Here is a 7,164-nt window from a genome sequence, read left to right as displayed (position 1 = left end):
CGATCCTTAAAATCCTGAGAATACCTCTTAGACATATCCCTAATCCTCTCAAAAAATCAAAAAAACCTAGGAACAAAACCTGGGACGCTTCACTACTAGCCCTTACAAAGCAGTTATTAACCATCAAAACCCCTCAAGAAGCCGCCAACTGGATTAGATTGCTAAACCAGTGGCACCAGCTCTACCAAGGATTCATCAACGAGAAAACCTACAGCACAGACCCCAACAGTAAAACCCACTGGTGGTGGACACACGAACGCCTAAGACGCGCCTACAAACGCTTAGAAAGACTTTCCCGAAACCAGCACCTATTCACCTATCTAGAGCCCGAATTCGCTAACAAAAACATTCACCACACAACCAACCAGCTAGAGGGAGCAATCAACGCCCCCATCCGCCGCCTACTCAACACCCACCGCGGCCTATCCGAGCCCCACATGAAACAAGCCATCCAATGGCTAATCAACCAAAAATCCACAGACCCAGCCAACCCTATAAAATACCTAACCAACCAGCACAAACACCAACACCCAGAAAAACTGGCTCGAACACAACCAGACCCGACCGCCCCGCCCCAATACGACAGCGCCATCGACTACAACCCCAAATACCAAGACGGATCCCTACACATCCGCAAAGGCTGGGCAGGCCACTAAACCACCCCGACACGCCCGAAAAATACACACATTTTGGGTATTAACCCGGTTTTTTAGCGATCAAATCTGGCTTTTATCCTACACGGGATAACAGCTTTTCTCCTTGTCTATGAAACTCTTGGCGCGGGGAAAAAATTTTTCCTCCTGCCCAAGATTTTGGAAAACGTAGCGACGTTTTCCAAAATCTTATGCCCTTAAAGCCTTATCGGTTTAATATGCTGCAGTCGGGTATCCGAAGTTAAGGGCATTTGATGTAAAGTCTGTCTGCTCGGATAAAACTTTTCCCCGCTAGACACCGATCCGGGAACTCATAGTTACGTGGGGGAGCGGTTTTCCCGAGTAGGTGCGGTGGGCATAAAAATTCGGGAAGCGCCTGGGCGCTTCCCGAATTTTTGGGCAGGAGGGGAAATCGCTCTCCCACGTATCTTTTAGGAATAGAAAACTAGGCCAGGTTGATTAGGGACTTAAAGTTCTTTTCAGCGTTTTCGAAACGAGCAGCAACGTTTTCCCAGTTAACTACGTTCCACCAGGCCTTTACATAGTCGGCTTTCACGTTCTGGTAGTCCAGGTAGAAAGCGTGTTCCCACATATCCAGCATCAGCAGCGGAGTTACCCCGACAGGTACGTTTCCTTGCTGATCGAAGAGCTGGAAAATGACAAGGCGGGAAGAAATAGAGTCCCAGGCCAGGACTGCCCAGCCGGAGCCTTGGAGACCGGTGGCGGCGGCCGTGAAATGCTTCTTGAAAGCTTCAAAGGAACCGAAGTTTTCGGTGATGGCGGCAGCTAGTTCGCCTTCGGGTTCCCCTCCGCAGTCAGGTCCCATATTGGTCCAGAAAACCGAGTGGTTAGTGTGTCCGCCCAGGTTGAAAGCTAAATCTTTCGAAAACTGATTGACTGCTGCCAGATCGCCGGCTTCACGAGCGGCTGCTAGTTTTTCTAGGGCGGCATTTGCCCCGTTCACATAGGTGTTGTGGTGCTTGTCATGGTGTAGTTCCATGATCTTGGCAGAAATGTGCGGCTCTAAAGCGGCATAGTCGTAGGGCAGTTCCGGAAGCGTATACTTCTCCATAAAAATGGATCTCCTTTGTAGTTTTCGGGTCCGCCTAGCCTCCCTCCGGCTGGGCGCTGTCCCCACCTAGTTTAGGTGCTAAGTCCTATAATTGCAGCCCCAGGAAATAAGCTGGCAGCTTAAAACCGATTTTCAGGTGGCGCATTGCTGGGGATTTTCCCCAAATGGCGTCCTATTCATGCTCTAAGTCCGCAAGAGCGTAATAGTCGGTTACAATGAGAGCCAAAAGTACTTGCAAGTGTTTACTTAAGGAAGACGAACATGGCGGAAGCGGAAAATAATCTGCAGATTTTGTTATATAGCGATGACCGTGAGGTGCGGCAGCAAGTAATCAATTCCGTGGGAATCAAGCCGGCCGCGGATCTACCAAAAATAACTTGGGATGAGACCGCTACCGCTACTATTACGCGAGATAAAGTGCATAACAATCGCTATGATCTGCTAATCCTGGACGGGGAAGCTACTAAGATCTCAGGTATTTCGGTCGCGAAAACCCTGCATGAGGAGGAAAATGATCTTCCCCCTATCTTGGTTTTGACTGCTCGCCAGCAAGACGAATGGCTGGTAGGTTGGGCAGGCGCCAAATCAGTTGAGCGTCCCCTGACCCCACTTAAGCTGCAAGAAGCTGTCGCTGCGGCGCTGCGTTAAGCAAGCTGGACAGCTAGTAATAAATAGTTTCCCGCATAGCTTTAGCGCCGGAAAGAAAACGGTTTTTGGGCTTGCGCTAGTTTTTGTCGCAGCTGAGTGCGGGCTAGCATTCCCGACACCGGGCATACCAGTTCCGCGGAATCCGATATTTGTACAATTCGGGTCCCGGGCTGGTAAAGCTGCTGCGCTAAAATATGCAGCTGTTCCCAGAGGATCCCTTGGGCGAGGAAGCGCGGGGCAGTAACCGGGAAAATTTCCGCCAAAGTAGCAACAGTTTTCTCTACCGCAATTTTTGGAGCATTGGCACAGGTAAAAGCAGTTCCTACTATTTTTCCATAGGCGAGGGCGAGGTAAACCCAGCCGCCAGAGGACGCCGGCAGGGCAAAAATAAGTTTTTCCGCCGCCAGTAGCGGGGATAGTAGTTCTCGTTCGGCTTCTGCCCGCAACAGGGCGGAAAGTTGTTCGCGAACTACGGCGGCTTGCTCGAATTCTTGCCTGTCCGCTAAGTCCTGAACTTTTTCTAGCAAGCTAGTTACCGCCTCTTGCTCAGCTTTGGCTCTATTGGTGGCAATCAGCTGGCAGTGTTGACGGTAGCTTTCTTGTCTTTGCACCCGGCAGGGAGCACGGCAGGTTCCCAACTGTTCTAAATAGCAGGAATTCGCAGGATCACCCGGAGAAATCACCTGGGTACAGGTGCGCAGATTCCATTGCTGCGACAGTACCCGGCGGACTCTTTCGACGCTTTTTCGGGTAGTGAAAGGTCCGAAGGTTCGGGAGGCATTTTTTCGCTCTACCCGTTTGGAGAGTTTCAGGCGCGGAAAATCTTCATAAGTTAGTTCCAGTAACCAGTATTTATCCGGGCGGGTGCTGGCACGGTTGAAAGGAGGGTTAAGCCGGGCGATCAGCTCTAGTTCTTTTAGGCGCGCCAAGAGGACGTGGGGAAAACAAATATGTTGAATATGGCGAGCGGCGGCAAGCATCTCCCGCATCTGCCGGCGTTTTTCGCTGAGAGTGGTGTAACTGCCTACTCGCGTTCGCAGATTGGAAGCCGAGCCTACGTAGAGCGGTTTTCTCTCGGCGTCCTCAAAAATATAGACTCCCGGACGCGCAGGCAGGTCGGCTCCCAGCACCCGTTTTGCCCGGATCTGCCGGGGGACTTTTTGTAAAACTCGAAAATCCTGGGTGTGGGTAAGCCCGGCTCCTGCTCCCAGATCTAGTAGCCCTTGCAGTACGGTCACGGTGGCGAGCACATCGTCTAGGGCACGGTGGGTGGGTTTATCGGCTCCAAAATAGCTGGCGAGAGTAGCTAGGCGGTGATTGGCGACGAAGGGACGCGGCAGGAGTAGTCGGGCAATAGCCAAGGTGTCGACGGTGAGGGCATCTGGAAGGGGATCGTCTAACTGCTCAGCAGCGCGGCGCAAGAATCCGGTATCGAAACTCGCGTTATGCGCCACCAGGGCGTTTACCGGGGGAGAGTCGGGGTGATCCGCCCTCCAAAATGCCAGGAAACGCGAAAAAACCTCTTCTAGCGGGTCGGCGGCAAGCACCATTGAGTTGGTGATCCCGGTCAGCGCCACGATTTTGGGAGGAATCGGACGACGGGTTTGCACTAGCGAACGAAAAGTTCCGCATAGGCGCCGCTGATAGTAACGCGCCGCAGCTATTTCGGTGATTTCAGCGCCTGCCCCCATGCCGGTGGTTTCTAGATCCACTACTAGAAAACAGCAATCCGATAAAGGGGTTCCTAATTGTGAAAACTCTCCTTGCGGGGCAATCTCGCCGCAGGTAGGAACCAAGGTGCTTAAGTGTTTCCGTAGCGCCCGGGAGGGAGGATCGAAGAACTGGGGGTTCACACCCTCGCCCCATCATCGTCATCCCATTTGTTGGTTAAAGCGCTGCGTCCTTTGGGGCGCAGATATATCAGCAAGCCGCAAAATAAAGTTAAATCTAAGAATCCGAGGGCGTGGAGCCAACCTGGTAGGTCAACTCCCGCGATATAGGTGGCTACCCAGGCTATCAACACTATGACGGTGATCACTAAGAGGCGCACCCCGCCGCGTAGGCGGGGGTTGGCAGGCAGCTTCGGGGGTTGAAACTGGTCATTTGGCTCAGCTAATTCGTAATCTCGCGGTCCAGGCGCGAAAATACCGGTATCATCTAACCTAGATGTAATATCCAAAAATTCATCATCTACGCGACGTTGACTTGGGTTGCGGCGGCGGTGCGCCCCCCACTTCTTGGGGAGTTTCATAGTCGTTAGTCTAGTCGGTCTTTAGGGATCGGCTAGTTAGCCCGGGCGGGAAGGAAGCTTACGTGTTTTACCGGATGCTGAAAGTAATCCTGGGGCCGATTCTAAAGGTTCTTTACCGCCCCTGGATCAAAGGAGCCGAGAATATTCCCGAGACCGGGGCGGCGATTCTGGCCTCGAATCATCTTGCGGTGATTGATTCTTTCTTTTTACCGCTCATGATTGACCGCGAAGTAGTTTTCGTGGGCAAAGCCGACTATTTCACCGGTAAAGGTCTAAAAGGTGCCTTTGTGAAGTGGTTTATGACTCAGGTGGGCACGATCCCTATTGACCGTTCCGGGGGGAAGAAATCCCAGGCCGCCCTGCAAAAAGGATTAGCGCGCTTACAATCCGGGGAACTGTTTGGGATCTATCCGGAGGGTACCCGCAGCCCCGATGGCCGGCTTTATCGCGGTAAAACCGGGGTGGCGCGGCTGTCGCTACGCTCGGGTGCACCGGTGATTCCGGTGGCCATGATTGGAACTAATATTGCTCAGCCGATTGGTACTCGGATTCCGCGTCTACATCGCATCGGGGTAGTTATCGGTGATCCTCTGGACTTTTCTCGCTATCAGGGTATGGAAGATGACCGTTATGTGTTGCGGGCAATTACTGACGAGATTATGTATTCCTTGATGAGCCTATCGGGGCAAGAATACGTGGATCTGTATGCTGCTGATGTGAAAAAGGCGCTCGCTTCCAAGAAGGATGATGAGGACGCTGTGTCCACCGAATCGAAGGTGCAGGCTCCCGGGGGTCGGCAGGCTCCCCAAACCGAGGTGCCAGAGCCACCGGAAGATAACGCATCAGAAGAGGATAAAACCGACTCTGCCCCCGCCGCGGATCAGTAAACAGTTTCAGCGCTCAAAAGAAGCAGTTTTAACAAAAGCGTAGCTAGCTTCGTCCCCAGTTGGAGAACTACTAGCGGTTTACGGGTGCCACCTAATCTGACGCGCCCTGCCTCTTTTCATGCTCAAATGAGTGAAGCGCTTTGCGTCCTAGAGCCGGGTGCGCCTTATCGACTAGACTATTAGCTGACGGAGCCGATAATGGCCAAACAACTCTTTTGGAGGAAATATGACGATTAAACGTGTGGCACTGCTAACTGCGGGCGGATTCGCGCCCTGTCTCTCATCAGCGGTTGGTGGGTTGATCGAACGTTATACCGAGCTGGCCCCGGAAGTTGAAATCATTGCCTATAAGCATGGCTATCACGGGCTACTGTCTAAGAACTTCATTGTGGTAGACGAATACGCACGTAAAAATGCTGGTCTGTTGCATCAATATGGTGGTTCCCCGATTGGTAACTCGCGGGTAAAACTCACTAATACTGAGGATCTGGTCAAGCGTGGTCTGGTTAAAGAGGGAGTTAATCCCTTGGAATTCGCAGCTAATCGCCTGGTAGAGGATGGGGTAGATGTGCTGCACACGATCGGTGGGGATGACACTAACACCACCGCCGCAGATTTGGCGCAGTATCTGCATGAACACGACTACGAGTTGACCGTGGTCGGTCTGCCGAAGACTATTGATAACGACATCATCCCGATCCGTCAATCCCTGGGTGCTTGGACCGCTGCCGATAACGGAGCGTTATTTGCTGAGCACGTAATCGGGGAATGCCAGTCCAACCCGCGGGAACTGATTATTCACGAAGTAATGGGTCGTAATTGTGGTTATTTGACGGCTGCTACTGCTCGTTCTTACCGCAAGCTGCTAGACAAGAAAGAATGGCTGCCCTCTATGGGGCTCACTCGCGAATCACGCGATATTCACGCCATTTTTGTGCCTGAGGCTCATATTGATATCGAGGGCGAGGCTACCCGGCTACGCAAAGTAATGGATGAGGTTGGTAACGTAAACATCTTCCTATCTGAGGGCGCTGGGGTAAGCGAAATCGTGGAGCAGATGGAACAGGCAGGTGAGACAGTTCCGCGTGATCCCTTCGGACACGTACAGCTAGACAAGATTAACCCCGGTCAGTGGTTCGCTCGCCAATTTGCCGAGCGGATTGGAGCGGAAAAGGTTATGGTGCAAAAATCGGGTTACTTCTCGCGCGCTTCCGCGGCGGGCGCAGAAGATTTGCGCCTGATCAAGTCGATGACCGATTACGCGGTGCAGTGTGCCCTAGAGGGTAAACCGGGCTTGATTGGTCATGATGAAGAGAACGGTGATGTTTTGAGCTCGATTGCCTTCTCGCGGATCAAGGGCGGTAAAGCCTTCGATATTACTGCCTCCTGGTTCCAGGAAATGATGAAGGAAATCGGGCAGGAAGTACGTCCTGCCTAAGGTTTAGTTAGTGTTATTAGCTCACTTGACTTTTAAAGCGAGTTGGCACTGCTAGTTCTGGTGCTTTAAATTCTTTGGCTCTCGCTGCTGGCCAGCAGCGAGAGCCAAAGAAGTTTTTGGTGACAGATTTAGCTGGCGGGTAACCACTATTAACTGAGCACCGACTGCCATAACGGGCAGGAAACAACAAAAACTAGGGAATACACTTCCCTGGG

Annotated in this window: 6 protein-coding genes and 1 pseudogene; 4 read left to right on the top strand and 3 right to left on the bottom strand. The window is 52.3% G+C overall.

The genetic code is table 11. From position 1 onward, the window contains the following. A pseudogene (locus L0M99_RS03120) lies at nt 1-656 on the top strand (hypothetical protein); the annotation flags it as partial. A gap of 442 nt (nt 657-1,098) precedes the next feature. Here the strand turns inward: L0M99_RS03120 and L0M99_RS03115 are convergent. Next, nucleotides 1,099-1,725: a superoxide dismutase gene (locus tag L0M99_RS03115; RefSeq protein ID WP_238127717.1), complete on the bottom strand. Its 627-nt coding sequence runs from the start codon at nt 1,723-1,725 to the stop codon at nt 1,099-1,101. Between the two features lie 261 nt (nt 1,726-1,986). Here L0M99_RS03115 and L0M99_RS03110 point away from each other — a divergent pair, with 261 nt between their 5' ends. Then, the gene (locus L0M99_RS03110) at nt 1,987-2,373 is read left to right on the top strand and encodes a response regulator (protein WP_024059146.1); all 387 of its coding nucleotides are present in this window, start codon (nt 1,987-1,989) and stop codon (nt 2,371-2,373) included. Between the two features lie 41 nt (nt 2,374-2,414). Here L0M99_RS03110 and L0M99_RS03105 read toward each other — a convergent pair whose 3' ends face one another. Together L0M99_RS03105 and L0M99_RS03100 are read right to left on the bottom strand one after the other, a co-directional pair. Then, a complete protein-coding gene (locus L0M99_RS03105; RefSeq protein ID WP_238127716.1) occupies nt 2,415-4,226 on the bottom strand; it encodes a DEDD exonuclease domain-containing protein in 1,812 nt (603 codons plus the stop codon). Continuing rightward, nucleotides 4,223-4,624 (bottom strand): hypothetical protein, encoded by a 402-nt coding sequence (locus tag L0M99_RS03100; protein WP_238127715.1) that lies wholly within the window; start codon nt 4,622-4,624, stop codon nt 4,223-4,225. The genes L0M99_RS03105 and L0M99_RS03100 overlap by 4 nt, the downstream gene beginning before the upstream one ends. A 62-nt stretch (nt 4,625-4,686) precedes the next feature. Here L0M99_RS03100 and L0M99_RS03095 point away from each other — a divergent pair, with 62 nt between their 5' ends. Beyond that, nucleotides 4,687-5,511, top strand: coding sequence for a lysophospholipid acyltransferase family protein (locus L0M99_RS03095; protein WP_238127714.1), 825 nt, complete (start codon nt 4,687-4,689; stop codon nt 5,509-5,511). 226 nt (nt 5,512-5,737) lie between these two features. Then, complete coding sequence (locus tag L0M99_RS03090) at nt 5,738-6,949, top strand: pyrophosphate--fructose-6-phosphate 1-phosphotransferase (protein WP_238127713.1); 1,212 nt, start codon at nt 5,738-5,740, stop codon at nt 6,947-6,949. Nucleotides 6,950-7,164 lie beyond the last annotated feature (215 nt).

Source organism: Varibaculum cambriense (assembly GCF_022133705.1).
In the GTDB taxonomy this organism is placed as follows: domain Bacteria; phylum Actinomycetota; class Actinomycetes; order Actinomycetales; family Actinomycetaceae; genus Varibaculum; species Varibaculum cambriense_A.
Note: the sequence above shows the minus strand (reverse complement) of the source record. Positions and strands in the feature narration are given on the sequence as shown.